The organism is Mycolicibacter longobardus, assembly GCF_002102265.1.
GTDB lineage: Bacteria > Actinomycetota > Actinomycetes > Mycobacteriales > Mycobacteriaceae > Mycobacterium > Mycobacterium longobardum.
Genome location: NZ_LQPG01000022.1, coordinates 167671 through 189241 on the forward strand (window position 1 = coordinate 167671; position 21571 = coordinate 189241).

The window sequence follows — 21571 nt, forward strand, 5'->3', positions numbered from 1 at the left end:
TCAACGAACCGGCCCGGTCTGACGCGCCACTGAACTCAGAAGACCGTGGCGTGGACATGGTCGAAGTGGGCTGCCACCCGCCACATCGTGTAACTGATACCGAAGCGTGCCGACTGCCTGAGAAGGTCGGCATTGATGGCGTCCCCCAGACCCATGTCTGAGCCGATCATGATGTCCACCGCGTGCCCGCTCGGGTGATCGGGAAGTGCATCCGCGCGCACGCCACCAATCGACTGCACACCGGGGTAGGTGAGCATGATGTAGTCCACGAGCATCCTCGCGTTGGGGGTCAGACCGCTCATCCCGACCGTGGGGATCGGAGCGACCGGACCCAACGCCGCCATGACGGACTCGGACGGGAGGGCTAGGCCGGCCTGCTGATCGGGAGGCAGCATGGCATAGCTCCTGCTGAGTGCAGCGATCTGTTCCCGCAGCTCGGCCCGCTTGTTCCCCAAGTCCGCTCGCACGGCAACAGCCGCGTTGACGGCTGCCTTGGCCTCGGCCGCCGATTTTGCCGAGGCCGTCTCGATGCTCTGCGCTTCCTGGTCGGCCTCACGCAAGGCCTGCACCTGCTCGGACAGCTCGGTACCTATAACCCGCTGGATGGCCAGCGTGTCGATCAGGTTCGTCGGCGACGAGGCCGTCAGAATCGCGCTCGTGCCGTCGGTGCGCCCGCCCATATAGAGCGCGGCGGCGAATTTGCCCACCGCCCTCTGGTAGGTCGCCAGCCGCGTCTTAGTCACTTCGACGCGAGCCAGATCGTCGGTGTGCTGCCGGTCCACCTCGCTCAACAGCCGCATCTTGTTGTCGAGATCCGGCTGCGCGTTGATGATGGTCGCGGACAGTTCTTCGACCCGGCGGGACAACTCGTTGATCTCGGCCATGCTGTCCTGGCCCGGGTCGGCAAAGACCACCCCGCCCCACACCGCGCTCAGGACAGCCAGTCCGCCGATCCCAACGACCACCGGCTTACAGGCGGCGAGTTTCGCCGCAGACCGCCGGTGAATCTTCAAGACTGCGCATCCTTATGACATGAATTGTCGAGCAGGTTACCGCTCGACAATTTCGCCGCGCCAACGACCGGCGACGACCATCACAAGACAGGCCGGACGCTCCACGGTTTCCTCGTGTCATTATCAGCCATTACTAGTGCCGCGCACAGTAATGCGGCATGATTCGGACAGCCGCAGGCCGATGGTGAGGGGTGCCCAGTGATGCTGACCAAGGTGTTCACGCCGATCGCGATTGCCAGCACCGTGGCAGGCGGTGTGCTCGCCGCCCCGGCGGGGCACGCCACACATGTCGACGTGAACCTGCTTGCCGGCACCGCGTTCTTCGTCGGCCCGACGACCCTGTCGACACCGTCGCCGACATTCGCCCAGACCGCGGCCGATCTCTTCCTGCAGCCGCTGGGCTTCGACGCCGGCGACGACCCGACCGCGTGCGTGGTCGGTGCCGGTGACTGCGATGCCCCGCTGCGGATACTGTCCACCCCGGCGCTGGTCCAGCAGGGACACAGCAGTTTCGTGGGGGCGGCCGAGATCGTGCGGGCGGTGCACGCCGAACTCGCCGCCAACCCGGACGCCTACGACGCCGACAACCCGCTGTGGGTGTTCGGCTGGTCCCAGGGCGCGACGGCCGGTTCGATCGCGATGGCCCAGCTGGCCCACGACGGCGTCGACCCCGAGCTGCTGCACTTCGTGTTCATCGGCAACCCGGTCGGCGGGGACGGCGCGGAGTGGCAGGACATGGGGTCCCTCGACAGGTTCTTGGACTCCTCGCTGCTGGACGGCGTCCAGACCCCGAACGACGCGTTCAGGGCGACCGATTACACGATCCCGGGCGACCCGGTCGCCGACCCCACCTCCACCTCCCCGTTCGGGGTGTTCTACGAACACATGATGTACCTGGGGCTCACGCCCGATCAGGTGGCCAACCACTTCGTGACCACCGACGGGCTGATCACCAATATCGACATCTCCGGTGACTTCGACCAGTTCGGCGCCTGGATCAACGCGTGGAGCCACGGACTGGTCGACAGCGGCTGGTGGGAAGGCATCCTCTATTCGGTCGTGGCGCTTTTCTACAGCGCCTTCGGCAACATCGAGGACTTCTTCGGCGACTGGATGGGCATCGACTGGGGCGGGGTCCAGGAGACGCTGGACTTCTGGTTCCCGGAGGTCTGACGCCCTTTCGGGTGACGGCGATAATGGCCGGATGGCTGATCGCCGCGCGCCCACTCTCCCCGTCATCGCGCTCACCGGTTACCTCGGGGCGGGCAAGACCACCCTGCTCAACCATGTGCTGCGGGCGCCGGGGGCGCGAATCGGGGTCATTATCAACGACTTCGGTGAACTGAACGTCGATGCCGGCCTGGTCACGGGCCAAGTCGATGAGCCGGTGTCGATCGCCGGTGGGTGCATCTGCCACCTGCCGGATGAGGGTGGGCTTGACGAGGCGCTGGAGAAGCTGGCCGACCCCAAGCTGGCCCTGGACGCGATCATCATCGAGGCGAGCGGGGTGGCTGAACCGGCGGACGTATCGCGAGTGATTCGGTTCAGCGGGGTGGAGCGGATACGCCACGGCGGTGTTGTCGACGTCATCGACGCGGTGGAGCACTTCGACACCGTCGATACCGGGTCAGCCCCGCCGCAGCGCTACGGCGTGGCTTCCCTGGTGGTGGTCAACAAGTTGGATCGGATCGCCGAAGACGCCCGTGAGGATGCGCTCCGTCGGGTCGAAGCCCGGGTGCGCGAACTCAATCCCCACGCTCATGTGGTGGGTGCGGTGGCTGGACGCGTGGATCCTCGGTTGCTCTATGACGTCAGCGATGGCGAGGAATCCGGGCAGATGTCGTTTCGGGAGCTGCTCCTCGACGGTCGCGATGAGCACCACGATCATGTGCACGTGGACTCGGTCACCGTCGTCGGCGACGGCGCCGTAGACCCGGGACCGCTCATCGACCTGCTCGAACAGCCGCCCCGGGGCGTCTACCGGATGAAGGGCACCGTCGCGATCGGCAGCCGCCACTACCTGGTCAACGTTGTCGGCACCTCCGTGCACGTGACGACCGCTCCTACGGGCGCGGGGGCCACCCATCTGGTGGCAATCGGCACACACCTGGACACCGAGGAAGTTCGTGCGCAGCTCGAGGAGGCGCTGCGCACCTGCTCACACAAGGTGGCCGCTGCCGACATGCGGCGGTTGCAGCGGCTGCGGCAACTCAGTATTTAGGCCGGACGGGGGAGGTTATCCCTCAATGTCGACCTTGTACACCGCGCCGTCCTTGACCGAAAAGTTGAGCCGGCCGGGTATCAGATCCATCGTTACCGGCAGGTGCTTACCGTCGCGTTCTACGACGCGGACCGGCTTGTTCTCCCGCTTCGCTTTGTCGAGTGCCTCTTGTTCTGCCAGACCCAGGTAGTCGTCCTCATCTACCCACTCCGCGTTGACAAACGACCTGCCGTCGACATCGTCCGCCGGTCGCAATCCCGTCACGACCGAGAGCGCGATCAATGCTGATCCGGCACCGATGGCCAAGAGCAACCCGACAAGCGCCGGCTTCCCGATGGCCACCTTCTTTTTCTCGGCATCTGCCACGTCTACGCCTTCCGTAGAATCTTTTCCATCGCCTTTCCACGGGCCAACTCGTCGATCAATTTGTCCAGATAGCGAATTTCTTGCACGGTGGGATCTTCGATGTCTTCGACACGTATGCCGCAGATGGTGCCGGTGATCAGGTTTCTGTTCGGATTCGTCTGGGGAGCCGCGGCGTAGAAGGCCTCGAGATCGGGATGCTTTTCCAGCTGGGTTTCCAGCTCTGCCTGGCTGTATCCGGTCAGCCAGCGGATGATCTCATCGACGTCCTGCTTGGTGCGCCCTTTTTTCTCCGCCTTGGCGACATACATGGGGTAGACGCTCGCGAAATCTATTGTGTAGATCCGAGGTTTTGCCATTGCCCCTCCGACTGGTCCCGCCTTGACGTCGCCGGCTCTGCTGCGATTGGCGACGCTCCCTCCCCCTTGGCGCGACTGTACTCTCCGCCGGATCAGTGCTCGTGGCTCAGCGCTGCGCCGATCTCCCGGGCCACTCGGTGCCCGGACTCGGCGGCGCCGTCGATGTAGCCGGCCCAGCGCGTGGCGGTTTCGGTGCCGGCCCAGTGCAGTGGGCCGACCGGGCGGCGCAGGGCGGGCCCGAACCGGGTCAGCGTCCCGGGGGTCGCAAACGCGCCGTAGCAACCGCGACTGAATTCCTCTTCGGCCCAGTCTCGTTCGATGTAGTCGATGGGGTCGCGGGCGCGCGGACCGAAGTAGGCGGCCAGGTCATCGAGCACGCGCGCACGTCGTTCCGCCAGGTCGAGGCGCGCGCCGACGTCGGCGTGGCGGCCTTCGAGAAACCCGACGAGCACACCGGGACCGCCGCCGTGCGGGGTGTTGTCGAAGACGGTGCCCAGTGCTCGCGCGTTGCTGTTGGCTTGTCCGCTCCAGCCGTCCGCGCGCCAGAACGGCTCAGCATAGGCGACGTTGATCTTGATGACGCGCCCCATCGGCATGCGCTGGACGAGCTGGTCACGATCACCGGGCAAGCCCGGGCTGTACCGGATCCGGGCCGCCAACGGCGGCGGTATGGCGAGCACGGCTCGGCGGGCGCGCACGATCGCTCCATTGGCGCGCACGGCCACACCGGAGTCCTCCCAGTCGATCTCGGTGACGGGACTGGCCAGCACGACCCTGTCGCCGAGCTCGCGTGCCATCGCCAACGCGATGGTCTGGGTGCCTCCGACGACACGATCCTGTTGCGCACCGCCGGTGACGTTGACCAAGGCGTCGAACCCGCCTGCGGCACCGACATAGAAGCTTGCCCACAACGCCGACATGTCCTCGGGCCCGGCGGCGAACACCGCTTCGGTGATCAGCCGGAAGAACGCACGTCCCTGCCGGGTACGCGCGGTGCGCCGCAGCCACGTCTCGAAGGTTTGACCGTCCAACGCCTCCGCCCGTTTTGCCAGCCACGGCTCAGCGCCGGCGACCCGGCGCGCCAGCCGATCCAGGCGCCACTGCGTCTGCCCGATATCGGCGAGCGCGGCTGGGTTCAGCCGCGGGATTCGGCCGGTGTATTCCGAACGCGTGCTGCCGATCTCGGCGATGTGGCGACCGGCTGTGTGCGTCGGATAGGTTTTCAGGCCGAGCTCGTTGATCAGGGCCAGCGCCTGGTGCTGAGTCGGCCCGACCCACTGACCGCCGACCTCGATCGGCGCCCCGCCGGGCAGCTCGGCGTTAAGCAGTCGGCCACCGACCCGGTCACGTGCTTCGAGAACCAGCACATCGGACCCGGACCCGGCCAGATCGCGGGCGGCGGTCAACCCCGCGATCCCCGCTCCGATGACGACGACGTCTACCGACTTGTCCACGAGCAATCCCCTGCGGTTGATGCGCCCTGAATCCTGGATACAGTGTGTATGTCGCTAACATAGCGTATGCAGTCCTTGCGCGACAAGTACGTGGAGAACACCCGCCAAACCCTGCTGGACACCGCCGCCCAGTTGTTCGCCGAGCGGGAATACGCAGACCTTTCCGCCGAGGAACTTGTTCGCGCTGCGGGGTTGACCCGCGGTGCCCTCTACCATCACTTCGACGGCAAGAAGGGCCTGTTCGAAGCGGTGGTTGATCGACTCGAACAGGCTGCGGCGCAACGTATCCGAGAGGCTGTCGATTCTTCGACCGACCCGCTCGAACGTGTGCAGCGTGGCGTCGAGGCATTTCTCGACGTCTGTATCGAACCCGTCTATCGCCATGTGGTGCTGCTGCAGGGGCCGATCGCGTTGGGGTGGCGACGCTGGCGCGAGCTCGACCAGAAGCACCTCAACGGCCTGATCGTCGAAGCCGCGCGGGACCTCCACGACGCCGGCCTGATTACGGCTCATCCCCCCGAACTGGTGGCCAGCGCGTTCTACGGATCCTTGACCGACATGTCGCTGACTATTGCCGAATCCGGCGATGTCGAGCGGGGCCGCGCCCAGGCTGCGGCATTGGCCCGGGCTCTGCTGAACGGGTTGGTGGCCACCCCAATCTCGCGCCCGAAGGGTGCCGTCAAGGGGTAACGCGATCGGCGACCACATGATCCGCCGGTTCGGCCGTAGCCGACACGGCTCGGCCACCACGGCGACTGCGCCGGGTGAAAAGGTAGACGAGCGTGAGCACGCCCCAAACCATCAGACCCTGAAGCAGTTCGATTCGGTGTCCCGGTCTCAGTCCCATACTCACCAGCACCGCCACGATCGTCGCAGTGACCAGGACGGGCAGAACCGGGTAGAGCCACATCCGGAACTGCAGGACCTCAGGGCAGTCGCGCTCCCACACCCGACGCAGCCGCAACTCCGACCCGCAGATCATGAAGTAGACGAATAGGAACACCGCGCCGGAAGCGTTGATGAGGAACAGGAACACCGTGTCCGGCCACGCCGCGGCCAGGACCACGCAGCCATAGCCGACGACGGTGCAGGACAGGATGCCCTTCACCGGCACGCCGCGCTTGTTTGTCGCTGACATCCACGCCGGCGCGTCGCCGCGGTCACCCATCACGAACAGCAGTCGCGAGGCGGTGTAGAGGCCCGAGTTCAGTACCGAAAGCACGGCCGTGAGGATGACCAAGTTCAGTAGATTGCCGGAGCCGGGGATACCGATGCGGTCGAGCGCTGCGACGAACGGCGACTTCCCCGGCACCACGGTGTTCCAGGGCACGATCACCACGATCAGGAATGTCGTGATGACAAAGAAGAACAGAATCCGGAAGACCACGGAGTTGACGGCTTTCCGGATCGCCCGCACCGGCTCCTCGGATTCGGCGGCGGCAACCGTCACCACCTCGACTCCCACCATCGAGAAGATCACCACAACGACGCCGACGAACAGGCTGGCCACACCCTGTGGGAATAGCCCGCCATGGCCGGCGAGGTTCGAGAAGTCCATCGACGCACCCGGCCAGAGACCGAAGACGAACAGCGTGCTCACTGCGATGAACGCAATGATGGCCGCCACTTTGATGCTTGCGAGCCAGTACTCGGCCTCACCGAATGCTCCCACCGACAACAGATTCACCAGCGTCATCAGGATCATCAGCCCGAAAGCGATAGCCCATATCGGCACCACGGGTACCCAATCATGGATGATCTGGCCGCCGGCGACCGCCTCGAACCCCACAACAATCACCCAGAAGTACCAGTACAACCATCCTGTGGAGAAACCCGCCCACGGCCCCCACGCCATCCGGGCGTAGTCCGTGAACGATCCCGTGGATGGTCGCGCCGCCGCCATCTCCCCCAGCATTCGCATCACCAGCAGAACGATGAGTCCGGTCAAGCCATACGTGACAAAGGCCAGCGGCCCGGTGCCGTGAATCGTGGCGCTCGACCCGACGAACAGGCCCGCACCGATAACACCTCCCAGCGAGAGCATGGTGAGGTGCCGGGCCTTGAGGCCCTTTCTCAATTGATGCGAACCAGTTGCCGTGCGGCCCGTCGGCGTGTCCTTTCCTGCGGCTCCGGCGCGGTGCGCCCGAGACACAACTGTATGAGCATCGCGCTGCAACAAGCCAATACCGCCGAGCGCGAACAACTGCGGGCGGATCATCGGGCGAATGCGAGTTTACTTGAGTTCATAGACGGACCGACCGTCGGTCTGTAGGGTAGGCGGTGTGCGTGAGGTCAAGCAACCCGAGGTGCGAAAGAGTGAGATCGTCGCCACGGCGCTGAAGCTGTTCACCGACAGCGGCTACGAGAAGACGACGGTCGCAGCGATCATCGGCGAGCTCGGCGTCGCCAAGGGCTGCTTCTATCACCATTTCCGGTCCAAGGACGAGGTGTTCGAGGCGTGCGTGCGGACCGTCGTTCAGCAGATCCTGGACGCGTCCCTGGCCAGCCTCGAGGATCGCTCGGTCTCCCCCGCAGCCCGCCTGATGGCCTACGTCGACTACAGCTACCGGCAGGCCACCGATGCGGCCTCCTCCGGGCTGCTGCGGGATCTGTACTCCCACACCTTCGCCGACATCCACAGCCGGGTGACCGCGCAGGTGGCGGCCGACCTGCTTCCCGCTATGACGGCCCTGGTCGATGAGGGCACAGCGGCCGGCGAGTTCCACATCACCGATGCCAGGTTCACCGCCGTGGCCGTGCTCGGTGCGCTGCAGGGCATCCATGAGGCGTACGCCGGCATCACCGATCTGGATTTCAACGAGCATCGCCGCCAGCTCATCGAGCTGCTCAAGCGGATTCTGGCGGCTCAATTCGCCTGACATGAAGGAGGATTCGTGATGGCGGACAATACTGATGTGCTGGTGGTCGGCGCCGGACCCACCGGGCTGACCATCGCGACCGAACTTGCCCGGCGCGGCATCCGAACCCGGATCGTGGACGCGGCGGCCGGGCCCAACACCGAGACCCGCGCGCTGGGGATGCAGGCCCGCAGCCTGGAGCTGTTCGAGAAGCAGGGAATCACGTCCGAACTACTGGCGCGGGGCCTGCAGACCCACACCTTCAACGTGTTCAGCGAGAACCGGCAGATTCTGCGCGCCAGCTTTGCGGAGCTGGATTCCCCCTACCCCTTCCTGCTGATGATTCCGCAGTACGAAGTCCAGGACGTGCTCACCGCGCATCTCGCGACGCTCGGCACCCGAGTAGAACGCTCGGTCGAGTTGGTGGGGCTCACTCAGCACACCGACCATGTGACAGCCGAGCTGCGCCATGCCGACGGCAGGGTGGAATCCGCCTCCGCGGACTGGATCATCGGCGCCGACGGTGCGCACAGCACGGTGCGCCGCCTGCTGGGACTGCGTTTCCTGGGCACCTCGTTCGAGGAGAACTTCGCCGTCGCCGACCTGCGAATGCAGTGGTCGCTGCCGGCGGACGAGTTCTTCGCCTTCCTCAACCGCGGCAGGTTCGTGGCCTACTTCCCGATGCGGCACGGCTGGCACCGTATTGCGGTGGCCCAGCCCGAGCGCCCGGCACCGACCGGTGCGGTGACGATCGAGGAGCTGCAGCGCGCGGTCGACATCTGCGCACCGGACGGAGCCGAGATCGCCGAGGTCCGCCAGGCCGGACGGTTCCGGATCAACCAGCGCAGGGTCGAATCACATTCCGCCGGTCGGGTTTTCCTGATCGGCGACGCCGCTCACATCCACTCCGTGGTCGGCGCCCAGGGCATGAACACCGGCATCCAGGATGCCTTCAATCTGGGCTGGAAGCTGGCCTCGGTGGTGCAGGGCCGTGCGGAACGCGCGCTGCTGGACACCTACGCCGCCGAGCGAGCGCCCGTCGCGCGGCGCCTGGTGACAGGGACCCGCCGGATCACCCGAATGACCTTGCTGCGCAACCCGGTATCGACGGCCTTGCGGCGGCACATCGCCCCGCACGTCCTGGCGCGCCCACGTGTCCAGCGCACGCTCACCCGGGCCATCTCCCAGATCGACGTGTCCTACCACGATGGGTCCGGTTCGGCGCCGCACGGCCGGACCGCCGTCGGCGATCGGGCACCCGACCTGCTGATCAACCGCCCCACCGGTGAAGCGATCCGCCTGTTCGATCTGCTGGACACCGAGCGGCACACCCTGCTGATCCTCGGCGGGCCGGTGCACGACCTCGACGAAAGGTACGGCCAGCACCGCGACTGGGTGCATGTCGTGGAGGTGGCCGACCCCGCTGCGGCGTCAGCCTACGGATTCGCCGGGCGTGGGTCGGTGCTCATCCGCCCGGACGGCTACATCGCTGCCCGCGGCGACGACAGCCAGCCGGCGACACTCGATGAAGACATTCGCCGCGTTCTTTCCGGACACGTGCTGGAGTACCGATGAGGGCGGTGTGGATGGACGGGTTCGGGGGTCCAGATGTGTTGCGTGTCATCGACACCGCGGTCCCGGTACCGGGTCCGGATGAGGTACTGATCGAGGTCAGGGCGGCCGGCGTCTCCTACGGCGACATCATGAAGCGGCAGGGCGGTTTCGGCACTGAACTCGAACTGCCGGCCGGGCTGGGCCAGGAGGTCGCCGGTACGGTCCAACAGACCTGTGCCGGCGGGCCGGCGGTGGGCACCAGGGTGGCCGCGATGGTCGACCATGGCTACGCCGAGTACGCGGTCGCACGGTCCGATGCCGTGGTGACGCTGCCCGACGCGGTCGACTATCGAAACGCCGCGGCACTGTGGATACAGGGTCTGACCGCCTACCAGACGCTGTGCGACGCGGGCGATCTCGGATCCGGAGAAGTCGTCCTGGTGCACGCCGCCGCTGGAGGTGTTGGGACCCTGGCCACCCAGCTGGCCAAGTTGCTGGGAGCCGATCGTGTGATCGGGACCGCGGGCACACCGGACAAACTCGACCACGTCCGGGCGCACGGCGCCGATATCGCTGTCGACTATTCCGACCCCGGCTGGACCAAAGCGGTCCTGGACGCAACCGGCGGCCGTGGCGTCGACCTCGTGCTGGACTCCGTCGGTGGACACATCTCCCAACAAACCCTGGATTGCATCCGCCCGTTCGGTCGCATCGTCAGTTTCGGAGCCGCGAGCGGCACTGCTGCCTCCTATGGCGCAATGCCCTTGATGACAAGCAATCTGACCGTGACGGGGTATTCACTGCTGGGCTGGCTGAAGCGATCGGATCGGACCCGGCAGGCGCTCGAACGGCTCCTCGGGTTCCTCGCCCGTGACGAACTGCGGCTCACCATCGCCGACTACCCGCTCGATGACGTTGTGCGGGCACACCAGGCACTCGGCGAACGCCGCACCGTCGGCAAGGTAGTTCTGCGACCATAGGCGGGGCTGCCCCCATCGCCACGACGGGAGGGATTGTGAAGGACAAGACGCGGATGAAGCCCTTCGTTCCGGTCCTGTTCGTTCGGGACCTCCCGGCGAGCGCGGAATTCTTTCGGACGAAGCTCGGGTTTGAGATCGATTTTCTCCACGGGACACCGCCGTTTTACGGAGCGGTGTCACGTGATGACGCCTGCCTGCATCTCCGCTGTGTCCCTCAGCCGAACTTCGTCCAACTCGCCGCGTCGGAAACCTCGCTGATCCTGGGTTCGATCGAGGTGTCGGACGTCCAGTCGCTCTTTGAGGAATTCACCCGGCGCGGTGCCACTATCAGTCAGCCGCCGACCCAGAAGCCTTGGGGCGGCACTGATTTTCACGTCTGCGACCCCGACGGCAACGTCATTTCGTTCGTCACCTACGAGTAGCGTCAGCCTGCTGCGTGCGCCCCGGTCATCAACGCGGCCAAGTCATCTGGCATCAGAAACGACGGCGGCGGCGGAGGGCCCCAGTTGAACAGGGCCCGGGACCCCTCCCAAACGCCCGGTTCCCAGAGCGCGTCGTCGACGATGCAGTCGATGTCGGAGTAGTACTCGGAGAAGTTGCCGGCCGGGTCTTTCAGGTACCAGAAGAAGTTCGATCCGATGTGGTGACGGCCGAGGCCCCAGACGTGTCGATCCGGGTGGTCCTCGAGCATCGCCATGGCGCCCCTACCGATCTCGTCGATATCGTCTACCTGCCAAGAGGTGTGGTGCAGGAAGTTCAGCGGCGCCTGCTGTACCAGCACGTTGTGGTGATCGGTCGAGCACCGCATGAAGGCCGCGAGCGACGGCACGGTGTCGCTGATCTTGAACCCGATGCCGTCGGTGAAGAACCGTTGAGTTGCGGCTTGGTCGGTAGACCCGATAACGAGGTGACCCAGCTTGCGGGGCGTCACCGCGCCGACACGCTCGATTCCGGGAGCGCGGGTGTTGGGTCGGTCGATGCGGCCCGGACCGTTGTACGGCGTCGGCTCCACCCGATCCTGCGTGATTCGCGGCGCGATGGAGACCACGGCACGGAATCCGGCGATGGGCTCCAGCGCACTGAGCGAATCGCTGGTTCGTCGGACCGCCACGTCGAGCGCCGCGAGTTGGCGTTCGACGCGATCGAGATCATCGGCGTCGTCGACACCGATACCGATCTCCATCAGCCGGCGCTGCGCGGAGTGCGTGAGCCGAAACTGCTCACCACCGTCGGCGGTGGCAAAGGCATGACCGCCCAGGGGCCGCAGCCCGAAATCGGTGTAATAAGAAGCGGTCTCCTCGACATTGGGGACGCCGACGGTGATCGCGGTGAGTCGGTGCAGAGACATTGCTGCTCCTATGTTGCTCAGGGGTCAGGAGGCCGAGACGGTGGTGTGCGGGGTACCCGGCACGCACCGCTGACGCAGTTCGCCGAGTCCTTCGATCCGCGTGACGACTTCCTCGCCGGGGCGCAAGAACCGCGGAGGCTTACGGCCGCCGCCGACGCCGCTCGGTGTGCCGGTGAAGATCAGGTCGCCCGGCAGCAACGGAAGCACCGCGGACAGCCGCTCGATGAGGACCGGTATCGAGAAGATCAGGTCGCTGGTGCGGCCCTTTTGGACCTGCTCACCATCGATGCTGCAACTGATGTCGAGATCGGCGGGATCGTCCAGCTCATCGACGGTGACCACCGCGGGCCCGACGGGCGAGAACCCGGGGAACGACTTTCCGAGGCTGAACTGTGGCGCCGGTGGAGTCAGCTGAAGGGTGCGCTCGGAGAAGTCCTGTCCGACGGTCAGGCCCGCAACGTGGTCCCAGGCGTCATCGGCGGACACATGCCGAGCGGTGCGCCCGATCACCACCACCAGCTCGGCCTCCCAGTCCACCGTGTTGCCGGGGAGTTTCAGTTCGCCGTACGGGCCGGCCAGCGACCCGCGGAACTTGGTGAACACCGGCGGCTCCGCAGGGAAGGAGACGCCGCTTTCGATGGCGTGTTCGCGGTAGTTGAGCCCGATCGCGAACACCTGGGCGGGTTCGGGGACCGCGGGACCGAGATCGGCCTCGTCGTACGTCGTTCCTGCCGGCAGTGCGGCCTCGGCAGCCCACTGCCTGAACTCGTCCCAACGGCCGTAGATCGCGGTCGGGTCGGATCCGAACCGGCCCTCACTGGCGCGCTCGATATCGACGGCACCGCTGTCGCTGAGCAGCACGACCCGACCTGACAGGTTGGCGATTCGCATGTCTGATTCTCCTTAGTGTTTCAGGGCTCGGTCAGCACAGGTCGGTCGCGAGAATCTGCGACAGCGCGTTCGTGAGCTCGCGGTGGGGGTCGGTGACGGCGCCGATCGATCGGTAGGCGATGTAGCGATCGGGGCGGACCAGGACCGCGCCGTCGGCGGAGATCGCGCGGTTCTTCAGCCACGAGAAACGCACGTCGATGAGGTCGGCACCGAGGAGACCTACCGTCGCCGCGACGATCGGGATGCCGTGCTCGGCGCCGATCTTGTTGGCGGCTTCGACCCACGCCTGGCCGTTCTCGCCGGCCAGCAGCACGAACCTGTCGCCGTAGACCAGCTCGCCGATGGGCCTCCGCTCGCCCTCGCGCTCGACGAACGCGTGCGGCAGCGGATGGCCGGGCTTGGTGTCGGGCTCGTACAACCGGACCGGGTCCAGCGGAACGTAGTCGGGGCTGCCGTCGTGGACCACCGCGGCGGAGTCATACCGGTAGCCGAATTCGGTGTTGTGGTGGTGGAATTCCATCGTCTGGGAGACCACGGCCTGGTTGACGGCGTGGCGCTTGGCGGCCGAGTCGGGTCCGTCCGACCAGATCGGATCGAGTTCGGCCCAGTTCTCCTCCGGGGTCTTGTCGGTCGACAGGTTGATCGCCTGGTCAATGGTGAAGTGGTTCATCGCGTTGGCGATAGAGCAATCAATGTTGTTCTGGTCCACCGGTTTACGTTCGGCCTCGTAGGTGTCGAGCAGGCCGTCGCCGGCGCGCCCGTTCAGCACCGCGGCCAGCTTCCAGGTGAGGTTGTACACATCGTGGACCGCCGAGGTCAGCCCCAGTCCGCCGGTCGGGGGGTGACGGTGCGCGGCGTCGCCGGCGAAGAACACCCGGCCCGCGCGGAACTTGTCGGCGATCACGCCCTCCAGCGCCCACTGGCTGATCCGGTGCACGGTGAAGTCGAAGTCGTCGGGCAGGCCGAGGGTGGCGCGCAGCCGGCCGAGCACCTTCTCCGTCTGCATGGCCTCGGGGTCGTCGGTCGCGTACTGCATGTGGAAGACCCACTCTTCGGACTTCGGCCCCCAGTGGTCCGGTCCCATCGGCACCAGCACGCCGGAGAAGGAGCCGCCGAAGTCGGGGTTCACCAGCCAGCGGATCAGCACGTCGTCATCGGTGGCCCAGGGGGACAGGTCCGCGGTCATGTGGACCGACACCATCCGCATGATGTTCGTCGGCCCGGTCTGTGTCACGCCGACGAGTTTGCCGACGGTCCGGCCGCCGTCCGCGGCGATCACGTACTGCGAACGCACCGTGTAGGTGGTGTCGTCGTCCTTATTGCGGACCGTCGAGGTGACCCCGTCGGTGTCCTGGGTGAGGTCCAGCAATTCGTGGTTGAACCGCACCCCGCCGGGGTTCAGCTGCTCGGCATGCGCCTTCAGCAGCGGCTCCAGGCGGACCTGCGGGAGGTTGCAGGTGCGGCACGCACTCGCGGCGATGTAGTCGGGGTCGGTGTACCCGGCGCCCCACGCCTCGATCTTGCCCAAGCGCCGGCCGTAGTGCGGGTGGTCGCCCGTCAGCCCCGCGTACCACCCGGTCGCCCGCATGTTCTCAGCCGGGGTGCTGCGCTGGTAGATCTCGGGCGCGACGCCCACCTCGGTGAAGATCTCCATGGCGCGCTGATTGAGCACATGCGCCTTGGGCAGCGTGGAGGTGGTGGGCAGCGCACTGACCAGCAGCGAATCGACGCCCTTGTCCGACAGCAGCATCGAGGCGGTCAGACCCGCGCCGCCACCTCCGACGATCAGGACGGGAACTTCGATGTCGGACATGGGTGCCTCCTAATGCCTTGGACCGGGGCCATCCAGTGCGAGTGACCTGCGCCACGGGCGTGGCCGTCATCACAGTATGCGCGCGGATCATCGACAATTCAAGCAAAAAAAGATTTTTATTCAATAAAAGATTTCTCGGGGAAAGTGGCGTAGGCTCGCCGCATGACCCTGAGCACCGAGAAGGCCACCCTCGCCGAGACGGTCTACAGCGAACTCCGTGACGAGCTGCTACGTGGCGGCCTGGCCCCGGGGGCGAAGATCCGCATCAGCGATATCGCTGCCCGGCGCGGCGTCAGCCCCAGCGTCCTGCGCGAAGCACTGACCCGCCTGGCCGAACAGGGCCTTGTCGTCGCGATGCCGCAACGGGGATTCGCCGTTGCGGAACTCTCGGTTGAAGCACTCCTCGACCTCACCCGCGCACGGACGCTCATCGAGTCCGTGGCACTGCGGGAGTCGATCGCCGACGGCGATCTCGCATGGGAGTCGAGCGTGATCGCAGCTCACTATCGACTTAGGCGTACGCCGCTGGTCAACCCCGATGGCCACGTGAACATCGACTGGGCCGAGGCCCATCGGCACTTCCACCACACACTGCTCGCTGGAGGAAAGAGCACTCGCCTCACCGCCGTCGCCGACAGCCTGCGCGACTGTTCCGAGCTCTACCTGTACTGGTCGCGAGAGCTCGCCCACGACGACCAGCGCGACGCCGCCGCCGAACACGCAGAGATCGCCGAGTACACGCTTGCCCGTGACGCCGACAAAGCGGCGGAGGCACTGGCGGCTCATATCGAGCGCACCACCGACGCACTCGTGAGTTACGCGAACGCAGCCAACGATCTGTCGAAGGATGTTCCCGCGTAGTTCACGTCCGCAGCTACACAAGCCATTTCGAATACTCGCTTCCTCGGGTCGGACCCGTGGCGCTCGCGCCTGCGACCGGGAGGTCGCGCTGCGCTGCGAGAAAGGAGAAGGCCGGATGCACAGCATCGATCGGTTCGCCGAGTCGGTTGGTATCGCTACCGGCGATTACGGTGCCGTGTACCGCTTCTCGATCGAAGAGCCCGAACGGTTCTGGGGCGCGGTGTGGGACTTCTTCGAGCTCGGCGAGCGCACCGGCCCGGTGCTGGTGGCCCGCGAGATGCCCGGTGCGCAATGGTTTCCCGATGTGCGGCTTAACTATGTCGATCAGGTGCTCAAGTGGTCGTCGCTGCCGGGCGAGGCTCTTGTCGGACTGTCGGATGACGGCGCGCGCCTGGCGATCCCCTGGTCGGAGTTACCCGGACGGGTTGCGGCCGCCGCTGAACTGTTGCGGTCACTCGGCGTTGGGTTCGGTGACACCGTCGCGGCCTATCTGCCCGACGAACCGTTTGCCGTGATCGCCTTCCTGGCCACCGCCTCGCTGGGGGCGATCTGGTCGAGCTGCGGCCAAGACTACGCCCCCGAGGGCGCGGCCGGCCGAATGGCTCAGCTTGAACCGAAGGTGCTCTTCGCCCGCGACGGCTATCGGTTCGGTGGCAAGGACATCGACAAGCGCGCCGACACCGCGCAGCTGGCCGGGCTACTGGGGATCGCGGCCTCGCACGTGATCACCGAGCTGCCGGAGCCCACCTCTGACACGGCGCCGCTCAGTCCCGTACAGGTGCCCTTCGATCATCCACTGTGGGTGCTGTTCAGCTCCGGGACCACCGGCAAACCCAAGGGAATCGTGCAGGGGCACGGCGGCATCCTCATCGAGCACCTGAAAGTGCTGGGACTGCACAGCGAGATCGGACCCGGCGACGTCTTCTTCTGGCACACCACGCTGAGCTGGATGGTGTGGAACTTCCAGGTGGGCGGTCTGCTGGCCGGCGCGACCATCGTCACGTTCTCCGGGCATCCCGTGGTGCCGACCGCCGACCGGTTGTGGCAGATCTGCGAGGAGGAGAAGGTCACCTTCTTCGGCACCAGTCCCGGACAACTGCAGGCTTCCCGCAAGGCCGACCTGGATCCGGGTACGCAGCACAAGCTGGTGCTTCGCACGGTGGGCAGTACCGGTTCGCCGTTGGCACCGGATCTGTTCAGCTGGATCGATGACCATGTCGGACAGGGAATCTCGGTCAACTCGAGTTCCGGTGGCACCGATGTGTGTAGCGGGTTCTGCGGCGGTACCGCCTCGGTTCCCTACGTGCCCGGCGAGCTGACGGTGCGCTACCTCGGCTGTGCGTTGGAGGCGTGGGCGCCCGACCGCACGCCGCTCATCGACGAGGTGGGCGAGATGGTGATCACCCAGCCGATGCCGTCGATGCCCACGCACTTCTGGAACGATTCGGGCGATGCCAAGTACCGCGCCGCGTACTTCGAGCACGAGTGGACCGACGGCGTCGCGCCGAACGTCTGGCGGCACGGCGACTGGGTGAAACTCTCCCGCCGTGGGTCGGTCACGATCCACGGACGCAGCGATGCCACCTTGAACCGCAATGGGATTCGAATGGGTTCCGCCGACATCTACGAGGTGGTCGAAGCGATCCCGCAGGTCGCCGAGGCGATGGTCGTCGGTGTCGACGGCCCCGATGCGACGTACTGGATGCCGATGTTCCTGACCCTGGTGCCCGGAGCCGAGTTGACCGACGAACTGGTCGGACGGATCAGCGCCGAGGTACGTGGGCGCCTTTCGCCGCGGCACGTGCCCGACGAGGTGATCCTGGCCCCGGGCATCCCCCACACCCGCACCGGCAAGAAGTTGGAGATCCCGGTGACCGCGATGCTGGCCGGTCGCGACGTCAACGTCGACCCCAAGTCCGTGGACGACCCCGACCTGTTGTCGTGGTACCTGGCAGTCGGGGAAAAGCACAAGTGGTAGCGGCGGACCTGAAGCAGGCCAATTGAATCAGTGATCCATACGGAAAGGAACCCTCGTGACTACTGCAGACCGGATCGACGTCCACACCCACGTGATACCCCCATTCTGGGGTGAAGCACTGCCCGACCACGGCGGTGATCCCTCGGGCTGGACGCTCCCCGAGTGGAGCCCGGAGGCCCATCTGCAGTTGATGGACGACAACCAGATCGCCACCAGCATCCTGTCGTTGACCGCGCCCAGCGTGGTGGGCTGGCAGGGTCAAGAGCGCCGGGATCTGGCCCGCCGCGTCAACGAGTACGTCGCAGATCTGGGCGGTAAGCATCCCGGCCGGTTCGGCAACTTCGCCACCGTTCCCCTGCCGGACGTCGACGGTGCCATCGCCGAAGCCGAATACGCGCTGGACCATCTGAACGCCGACGGTGTGGTGGTGTTGACCAACTACGAAGGCGTCTATCTCGGCGACCCGCAATACGCGCCCCTGTGGGATGTGTTGAACCGCCGGTCCGCCGTGGTCTTCATCCACCCCGGGCACCCGCAGATCCCGAACTTGGCAGGCGTCCCCGGACCACTCGTCGACTACCCGTTCGACACCACCCGCAACGCGGTGCACATGGTCTTCAACGGTGTGCTGGACAACTACCCCGATACCAAGTTCATCTTGTCGCACGCCGGCGGATTCGTCCCGTATTCGGTTCTGCGCTTCTGCGAGGCGCGGACCCTGCTCGACCCGACCGGCCCCTCCGCCGAACAGTTGCAGGCGAAGTTCAAGCTCTTCTACTACGACACCGCACTGTCCTCGGGGCCCAGCGCGTTTCCGAGCCTGCTGGCGTTCGTCGATCACGAACGGATTCTGTTCGGCAGTGATTTCCCTTATGCACCAAAGAACCTCGCGACGATGTTCACCGAGATTCTTGACACCGAATCGGGGCTGAACGACGCGCAGCGGGCGGCGATCAACAACGCCAACGCGAAACGACTGCTCGGTCGAACGAGCTAGTCGAAGTCCCTCGCCGGCGGCGCCTACCTTTGCGGCGGCGGTGCGACCGGCTGGCAGCCGTTGACCGCTGGATTCCACCAGTTGCCCGGACCACAATCCGGTGGCGCTGAGGGCTGGCAGGCGTTGGCTCCCGGATTCCACCAATGCCCCGGACCACAATCAGGTGGTTGAGCCGAACTCACGCCAGGTGACACCGCGGTCACGTAGCCCGTGGGCGCCAACACCACTGCTACAGCGAACGTTGCGCGAAGAACGAAGGTCTTCATCGAGTTTCTCCCGTCGATAGTGTCCGGGCTCAATCCGGACGTCGGTCCGTAGCGACTACCCCTTCCGGTGGCCGCGCAATCAGCGGCATTGCCGCCAAGCCACGCGGGGTCGGACCCATTTCGTCACGTAATGACACTTGACCTGCAGACACGCCATGGCAACCACTAACCACAAGTTGGATGCCTGTTCCTACCTACGTTGGCCGCGCCGCCGCTTCGTCCACGCGGCTGCACACTACCGGCCGTCAGCGGCCTTACGACCAAGGGCTTTTCACACCGATGCGGGCCCGATGAATTCGACCCCTGCGCGAATCGCGGGGCGATGTCTCAAGATCCGGAAATGTGCCAGCCGGCCGAGTCCCGACGTCGTCATCAAGCGTGCGCCCGGCCATGACGCGACGACCTTCTCGCTCGTCGCATAGGGAGTATCGGGGTCATCGGGGTCGTGGATGAGCAGCAGCGGTGGGTGGTCGGTGCGCTCGGCGATCCGAACCATGTTGGTGTCTTCGAGCGGCATACCGATACGGCGTTCAAGGCGTCGGTGCAGGCCGGAGCGTATCCGTCGGCCGAAGTTGTGGCGCGCCGCGAAGAGGTCCAGGTAGATCGGGAACTCACCCATCGGCGCGAGGAACACCAACCGCCCAACCGTCGCGCCCCACGACGCCGCGAACGCGGTCGCGTTGGCCCCGAGGGAGTGGGCGACAACCGCGCGGGCCGGCCCGTGTGTCCGGATCATGGCTGCAACCGCTTCGGCGCACTCGATGGCGGTGGTGCGACCGGGTGCGAGGACGCCCGGCTCGGACTCGTTGTGGCTGGGCAGGTCGAATGCGATAACGCGGTGCCCGGATTCGACGAGCGGTTTGATGAACATGCCGAGGTGTGGGCGGCGCCCGCCCCAGCCGTGCACGAGATAGACCGGCGGCCCCTCGCCCCACGATTCGCCCACGATCCGGTGCCCGTCCCAGTGCGCTTCCAGCGGCTGACCGGGCGGGACGCCGGGCGGCATGCGCAGGCTGGACTCGAGGACCGGCGGGGTGCACCACAGCTCAAGCGCCCACCGCGACCCTATTGCGGGCGCGATTCGCTCCAGTAGCCAGAACAGCCGACGCACCCGCGGGGTCACCGGCGGCTGGACACCGGAGCCCTCCACATCGAGAACGATCGGGCTTGGGGCATCTCCGGCAGAATTAGCTTGGTCGCGGCGAAGACGTCGTTGAGCGGGCGGGAGGTCCGTCGGGTCTGGCACATGTCGAGGTTAGCGAGAGAGTGTGGTCTGCAGCCATCATCGCGCTGATCCGCGCGTTCTCACCGCGCCCGACCTGATGCCGGTGGCGGCCGCGCCAGTAACCCAGGGAAGTCCGCTATTCCGCTAGGCGGAAATAAGGTTCAACTGTGCCGCTGAGCTTGAGGATCATCGGATTTCCGCGGCGATCCTTCGCGGTAGGGACTTCGACACGCACCCAACCCTCGGCCACGTTGTATTCGTGAACATTGGTTGTCTCGACGCCTTTGAAGCGAATGCCCACGTCACGGCGGAGCACCTCTTCGTCATAGAAGGCGCTGCGCGGATCGATGGAGAGGTGATTCGGCGGAACGTCTGTGCTGTGGTCCTCGGGCATGATGGCTTTCGTTGAATGCGTGTTTAGGTGTTTGGGTTTGCTGCTCAAAGAATCTACGCGACTCGGCCGTAGGGGGTGCGCACAGCTCGTGGCGGCCCTCGCATCGGCCCCATTCGTGACGTAACACCGCGATCGCTAGTCAGCTGTCACTTCCTATGCCCCCGTTCGCCCGGCCGGCCGCCCTGGCTTCCGCTCCCATTCTCGAGCGAACTTGCGTACTGCTGCGGCATCCCATACTGCGCCGCCGCGCAGCTCGGCCAAGGGAGCCGGAAACGCGGCAGTGGAGCGCAGTTGATGCACTCGTTGACGCGCCACACCCAGCTCGCCGGCAATCTCAGCGGCTGACATGAGTTCAGGCATGGTTGGGGCCGCGGCGCGCCGTTGCCACTCGTCCTCGCGGACGATCTCGATGCCGGCGGGCTCGGCGCCGACGACCTCACTGATGCTGTCCACGTACTTGGCGATCACGTCGATCAGATGCAGCTCGGCAGGCGCGTAGACCGTCACGTCGACGCCACCACGATCGGGGACACGGGACACCGTGGCGTCGAACTGCTCGGACCAGTGGTCCATCGTGTCCACCGCGGGGTCGAGCGCATAGCTGACGGTGGCAACCCAGTCGTTCACTGGCCCTTCTCCTTTCGGCGCTGTGCGCGTTGTTCCTTCTTGCTGGGCGGCGATACCTGCAGGCCTGCTTTGCGTAGGGCGACGTGTAGGTCTGCCATTCGCCGTCGCGGGTTGCTCGGCGTGGCGGGGTAGCGCGCGATGTAGTTGCCGCGGGCGTCGTAGAACCTGGTGTAGCCCTTGGTGTCGTCGTTGACGGTCCAACCTTGGGACTCCGCCCATTTAGCGAGGTCTGAGATGTCGCTGTTCACTATGCTCCCCATACCATTGCGGTTTGTCAATAGTATTTGCTATGCGATACAACCGGCCCGGGGCGTAGACCCGCATCCGATGCTCAGACCTGTCGGCGTCGGCGTTGACGGACCGTGGGAC

22 protein-coding genes are annotated in these 21571 nt (G+C 65.8%); 10 read left to right on the forward strand and 12 right to left on the reverse strand.

From position 1 onward, the window contains the following. Window positions 1-35 precede the first annotated feature (35 nt). Entirely contained in the window at window positions 36-884 is an 849-nt protein-coding gene (locus tag AWC16_RS13040) for a VldE C-terminal domain-containing protein (protein ID WP_165759222.1), read from the reverse strand. Between the two features lie 330 nt (window positions 885-1214). On the opposite strand from AWC16_RS13040, the gene AWC16_RS13045 reads away from it, so the two are divergent. Together AWC16_RS13045 and AWC16_RS13050 are read left to right on the forward strand one after the other, a co-directional pair. Then, window positions 1215-2186: a PE-PPE domain-containing protein gene (locus AWC16_RS13045; RefSeq protein WP_085265167.1), complete on the forward strand. Its 972-nt coding sequence runs from the start codon at window positions 1215-1217 to the stop codon at window positions 2184-2186. Window positions 2187-2217: 31 nt separating this feature from the next. Further along, window positions 2218-3234, forward strand: a complete 1017-nt coding sequence (locus tag AWC16_RS13050; protein WP_085265168.1) for a CobW family GTP-binding protein — start codon at window positions 2218-2220, stop codon at window positions 3232-3234. 15 nt (window positions 3235-3249) lie between these two features. On the opposite strand, the gene AWC16_RS13055 is transcribed toward AWC16_RS13050, so the two are convergent. The 3 genes from AWC16_RS13055 to AWC16_RS13065 form a co-directional block, all read right to left on the reverse strand. Continuing rightward, complete coding sequence (locus tag AWC16_RS13055) at window positions 3250-3600, reverse strand: hypothetical protein (protein WP_085265169.1); 351 nt, start codon at window positions 3598-3600, stop codon at window positions 3250-3252. Between the two features lie 2 nt (window positions 3601-3602). Next, window positions 3603-3956, reverse strand: a complete 354-nt coding sequence (locus AWC16_RS13060) for a DUF2200 domain-containing protein (protein WP_085265170.1) — start codon at window positions 3954-3956, stop codon at window positions 3603-3605. 92 nt (window positions 3957-4048) lie between these two features. Then, window positions 4049-5410: a flavin monoamine oxidase family protein gene (locus AWC16_RS13065; RefSeq protein WP_085265171.1), complete on the reverse strand. Its 1362-nt coding sequence runs from the start codon at window positions 5408-5410 to the stop codon at window positions 4049-4051. A 66-nt stretch (window positions 5411-5476) separates the two neighbouring features. On the opposite strand from AWC16_RS13065, the gene AWC16_RS13070 reads away from it, so the two are divergent. Then, on the forward strand, window positions 5477-6100 hold the full coding sequence (locus tag AWC16_RS13070; protein WP_085265172.1) for a TetR/AcrR family transcriptional regulator: 624 nt from the start codon (window positions 5477-5479) through the stop codon (window positions 6098-6100). Here the strand turns inward: AWC16_RS13070 and AWC16_RS13075 are convergent. After that, complete coding sequence (locus tag AWC16_RS13075) at window positions 6090-7454, reverse strand: amino acid permease (protein WP_085265173.1); 1365 nt, start codon at window positions 7452-7454, stop codon at window positions 6090-6092. The two genes, AWC16_RS13070 and AWC16_RS13075, sit on opposite strands and share 11 nt — an antisense overlap. A gap of 238 nt (window positions 7455-7692) precedes the next feature. Between AWC16_RS13075 and AWC16_RS13080 the strand changes: the two genes are divergently transcribed. From AWC16_RS13080 to AWC16_RS13095, 4 genes are read left to right on the forward strand one after another with little or no spacing between them, the layout of a single operon-like run. Then, window positions 7693-8289, forward strand: coding sequence for a TetR/AcrR family transcriptional regulator (locus tag AWC16_RS13080; protein ID WP_085265174.1), 597 nt, complete (start codon window positions 7693-7695; stop codon window positions 8287-8289). Between the two features lie 18 nt (window positions 8290-8307). Next, window positions 8308-9843, forward strand: coding sequence for an FAD-dependent oxidoreductase (locus AWC16_RS13085; RefSeq protein WP_085265175.1), 1536 nt, complete (start codon window positions 8308-8310; stop codon window positions 9841-9843). Then, a complete protein-coding gene (locus tag AWC16_RS13090) occupies window positions 9840-10802 on the forward strand; it encodes a quinone oxidoreductase family protein (RefSeq protein ID WP_085265176.1) in 963 nt (320 codons plus the stop codon). Before AWC16_RS13085 ends, AWC16_RS13090 begins: the two co-directional genes overlap by 4 nt. 35 nt (window positions 10803-10837) lie before the next feature. Continuing rightward, complete coding sequence (locus tag AWC16_RS13095; RefSeq protein ID WP_207572316.1) at window positions 10838-11224, forward strand: bleomycin resistance protein; 387 nt, start codon at window positions 10838-10840, stop codon at window positions 11222-11224. A 2-nt stretch (window positions 11225-11226) separates the two neighbouring features. Here AWC16_RS13095 and AWC16_RS13100 read toward each other — a convergent pair whose 3' ends face one another. Genes AWC16_RS13100 through AWC16_RS13110 form a run of 3 tightly spaced genes read right to left on the reverse strand, consistent with a single transcriptional unit; the run spans window position 11227 to window position 14854 of the window. Continuing rightward, window positions 11227-12150: a VOC family protein gene (locus tag AWC16_RS13100; RefSeq protein WP_085265177.1), complete on the reverse strand. Its 924-nt coding sequence runs from the start codon at window positions 12148-12150 to the stop codon at window positions 11227-11229. 24 nt (window positions 12151-12174) lie between these two features. Continuing rightward, window positions 12175-13041 carry a fumarylacetoacetate hydrolase family protein gene (locus AWC16_RS13105; protein ID WP_085265178.1) on the reverse strand — a complete coding sequence of 289 codons (867 nt, stop codon included), beginning with the start codon at window positions 13039-13041 and terminating at the stop codon, window positions 12175-12177. A gap of 31 nt (window positions 13042-13072) precedes the next feature. Further along, the gene (locus AWC16_RS13110; RefSeq protein ID WP_085265179.1) at window positions 13073-14854 is read right to left on the reverse strand and encodes an FAD-dependent monooxygenase; all 1782 of its coding nucleotides are present in this window, start codon (window positions 14852-14854) and stop codon (window positions 13073-13075) included. A 162-nt stretch (window positions 14855-15016) separates the two neighbouring features. Between AWC16_RS13110 and AWC16_RS13115 the strand changes: the two genes are divergently transcribed. The 3 genes from AWC16_RS13115 to AWC16_RS13125 all read left to right on the forward strand — a co-directional run bounded on the left by AWC16_RS13115 (window position 15017) and on the right by AWC16_RS13125 (window position 18690). Beyond that, a complete protein-coding gene (locus tag AWC16_RS13115; protein ID WP_085265180.1) occupies window positions 15017-15715 on the forward strand; it encodes a GntR family transcriptional regulator in 699 nt (232 codons plus the stop codon). A 115-nt stretch (window positions 15716-15830) separates the two neighbouring features. Then, entirely contained in the window at window positions 15831-17693 is a 1863-nt protein-coding gene (locus AWC16_RS13120) for an acetoacetate--CoA ligase (RefSeq protein ID WP_085265181.1), read from the forward strand. A 55-nt stretch (window positions 17694-17748) separates the two neighbouring features. Continuing rightward, a complete protein-coding gene (locus AWC16_RS13125; protein ID WP_085265182.1) occupies window positions 17749-18690 on the forward strand; it encodes an amidohydrolase family protein in 942 nt (313 codons plus the stop codon). A gap of 537 nt (window positions 18691-19227) precedes the next feature. On the opposite strand, the gene AWC16_RS13130 is transcribed toward AWC16_RS13125, so the two are convergent. The 4 genes from AWC16_RS13130 to AWC16_RS13145 all read right to left on the reverse strand — a co-directional run bounded on the left by AWC16_RS13130 (window position 19228) and on the right by AWC16_RS13145 (window position 21450). Continuing rightward, a complete protein-coding gene (locus AWC16_RS13130; RefSeq protein WP_109561399.1) occupies window positions 19228-20118 on the reverse strand; it encodes an alpha/beta fold hydrolase in 891 nt (296 codons plus the stop codon). Window positions 20119-20317: 199 nt separating this feature from the next. Further along, a complete protein-coding gene (locus tag AWC16_RS13135; protein WP_085265184.1) occupies window positions 20318-20575 on the reverse strand; it encodes a DUF3297 family protein in 258 nt (85 codons plus the stop codon). Window positions 20576-20728: 153 nt separating this feature from the next. Then, window positions 20729-21202: a hypothetical protein gene (locus AWC16_RS13140; RefSeq protein ID WP_234812250.1), complete on the reverse strand. Its 474-nt coding sequence runs from the start codon at window positions 21200-21202 to the stop codon at window positions 20729-20731. Next, window positions 21199-21450, reverse strand: coding sequence for a hypothetical protein (locus tag AWC16_RS13145; protein ID WP_085265185.1), 252 nt, complete (start codon window positions 21448-21450; stop codon window positions 21199-21201). The genes AWC16_RS13140 and AWC16_RS13145 overlap by 4 nt, the downstream gene beginning before the upstream one ends. Window positions 21451-21571: the final 121 nt, after the last annotated feature.